This is a genomic window from Micromonospora maritima (genome assembly GCF_902825405.1).
GTDB lineage: Bacteria > Actinomycetota > Actinomycetes > Mycobacteriales > Micromonosporaceae > Micromonospora > Micromonospora maritima.
The window spans coordinates 1-2604 of record NZ_CADEAU010000648.1; the positions used below are offsets into that span (position 1 = coordinate 1).

The 2604-nt window shown below is 73.3% G+C and carries 2 protein-coding genes; both read right to left on the reverse strand.

Annotation, left to right across the window (positions count from 1 at the left end):
- Positions 1-62 precede the first annotated feature (62 nt).
- Entirely contained in the window at positions 63-1385 is a 1323-nt protein-coding gene (gene efeB / locus HUW36_RS30535) for an iron uptake transporter deferrochelatase/peroxidase subunit (RefSeq protein ID WP_174531254.1), read from the reverse strand.
- On the reverse strand, positions 1382-2512 hold the full coding sequence (gene efeO / locus HUW36_RS30540; RefSeq protein WP_174531255.1) for an iron uptake system protein EfeO: 1131 nt from the start codon (positions 2510-2512) through the stop codon (positions 1382-1384). The genes efeB and efeO overlap by 4 nt, the downstream gene beginning before the upstream one ends.
- Positions 2513-2604: the final 92 nt, after the last annotated feature.

Sequence of the window (2604 nt, forward strand, 5' to 3'; positions counted from 1 at the left end):
CCGCGCTGCGACGCGCCGCCCCGGAACCCGCCGGGCCCGGGCCGGTACGCCGCTGAGCCGGCTCAGGAGAACAGCGCGCGCCCCCACCAGTCGGCCGCGTCGCGCACGCCCGGCGGGCAGGCGAACAGGCCGCTGGAGACGTGCCGCAGGTATTCGTTCATCGCGTCGTTGCGGGCCAGCCGGGTCTGGATCGGCACGAACTGCTTGCGCGGGTCCCGCTGGTAGGCGATGAAGAAGAGGCCGGCGTCGAGCCGGCCCAGCCCGTCCGAGCCGTCCACGAAGTTGTAGCCGCGCCGCAGCAGTCGGGCGCCGCCGTTCTGGTCCGGGTGGGCGAGCCGCACGTGGGCGTTGTCCGCGATGACCGGCTGACCGTCGTCGCCCTTGGCGGCGAAGTCCGGCTCGTCGAACTCGTCGCGCTTACCCAGCGGGGCGCCGCTGCCCTTGGTCCGGCCGGTGATCATCTCCTGCTCGGCCAGCGGGCTGCGGTCCCAGGTCTCGATCAGCATCCGGATCTTGCGGGTGACCAGGTAGGACCCGCCGGCCATCCAGTCCGGGCCGTCGCCGGGCTGCACCCAGAGCTGCTCGCGCAGCAGGCCGTCGTCCTCGGCCTTGAGGTTGGCGGTGCCGTCCTTGAAGCCGAACAGGTTGCGTGGCGTCGCCTGGTCCCGCGAGGTCGACGAGGTACGCCCGAAGCCGAGCTGCGACCAGCGGACGCTCACCACGCCCATGCCGATGCGGGCCAGGTTGCGGATGGCGTGCACCGCCACCTGCGGATCGTTGGCGCAGGCCTGGACGCAGATGTCGCCGCCGGACAGCTCCGGCCTGAGCGCGTCGCCGGCGAAGTGCGGCAGCTCGGCGAGCGCGGCGGGCCGCCGGTCGGCGATGCCGAACCGGTCCCGGCCCTGGGCGTCCCGGAACAGCGACGCGCCGAAGCCCACGGTGACGGTCAGCTGGGACGGGGGCAGCCCGAGCGCCTCACCGGTGTCGTCCGGCGGGGCCTCCGGCATGCCGCCGACGGCGCCGATCAGCCCGGCGTCCTTTCCGGCGGTCATCCGGGCCGCGGCGGCGGTCCACTCCTGGAGCATCGCGACCAGGCGGTCCCGGTCCTTGGTGACCACGTCGAACGCGACGAAGTGCAACCGGTCCTGGGCCGGGGTGGTGATTCCGGCCTGGTGCTCGCCCTGGAACGGGACCGCACCGGCGGCCGTCTCGGTGGCGGACGCCCGGTCGCCACCCGCGAGCAGCGCGCCCGCGCCGGCGGCCGCACCGGCGACACCGGCCACCCCGACACCGGCCAGGGTCATCGCCCGCCGGCGGGAGACCCCACGACCGGCCCGCTCGCTGTTCGGCTCGCTCATCGCGTCGCCACCGGCCGGGGCACTCATCGCGCGACGGCCGCCGCGACCTTGCTGACCGGCTCGGCCAGCGCGTTGATGCTGTCCGACAGCTCCTTCAGCTCGGCCTTGCTGAGCTGGGTGTGCAGCTTCCAACCGTCGCCGGCGCGGTGCTTGCCGAGCGCCGCCTCGACGTTCGCGAACTCGCTGTCGAGCTGCTTGACCAGTTCGGGCGCGCGCTGCTCCAGGGCGGGGCGCAGCGCTGCGACGGCCGCCTTCGAGCCCTCCAGGTTGGCGTTGAAGTCCCACAGGTCGGTGTGCGAGTAGCGCTCCTCCTCGCCGGTGATCTTGCCGCTGGCGACCTCGTCGAGGAGGGCCTTGGCGCCGTTGGCGAGCTGGAGCGGGGTGAGCTTCTCGGCGTTGGCCTTGGCCACGATCGCCTTGACGTCGACCAGGAGCTGGTCGGCGATCGGGCCGTCCTTGCTCACGTCACCGCTGGTCCAGAGATCCTTCTCGATCCGGTGGAAGCCGGTGAACTCCATGCCCTCCTCGACGACCTCCTCGCGGCCGTCGATCTTCGGGTCCAGGTCGCCGAAGCTCTCCGCCACCGGCTCGATCCGCTCCCAGTAGGTGCGGGCCACCGGGTAGAGCGCCTTCGCCTTCGCCACGTCGTTGGCCTTGACCGCGGCCACGAACTCCTCGGTCTTCGTCAGCAGCGCGGCGGTCTGGCTCTGCACGTAGCGCTGGTAGCTGGCGGTGGCCTGGCTCAACGCGGCGTCGGGGGCGACGCTCGCGGCGGTGCCGCTGACCTTCAGCGCACCCCGGATGCCCCGGCCGCTCATGCCCGGCTTGCAGGCGGTCTCGTACGTGCCGGCGGGCAGTTCGACTCGCAGCTCGCGGCTGAGCCCCGGCGCGATGTTCTCCACCTCACCCATCACGCGGTCGCCCGCGGCGTAGACGTAGAACTCGTTGACCTTGGAGCCGTTGTTCGTCACCTTGAACGTGACCTGGCCGGCGTCGATCTCCGTGCTGCCGACCTCGCAGACGGTGTCGGTCGCCTTGACCGCGATCGGCCCACCGGCCGTGGCGTCGGTGTCGTCACCTCCGCCGCAGCCGGCCAGGCCGGCGACGGCGAGCAGCCCGGCGGCGGCGGGCGCGACGAATCGGGTGGTACGCATCGGTGCGGTCTCCTCGGAAACGGGCGGGTCAGGCGCGCGGGGACGGGACGGCGGCGGCGTCGGCCGGCGCGGGCTCGGCCGGGGTCGCGACG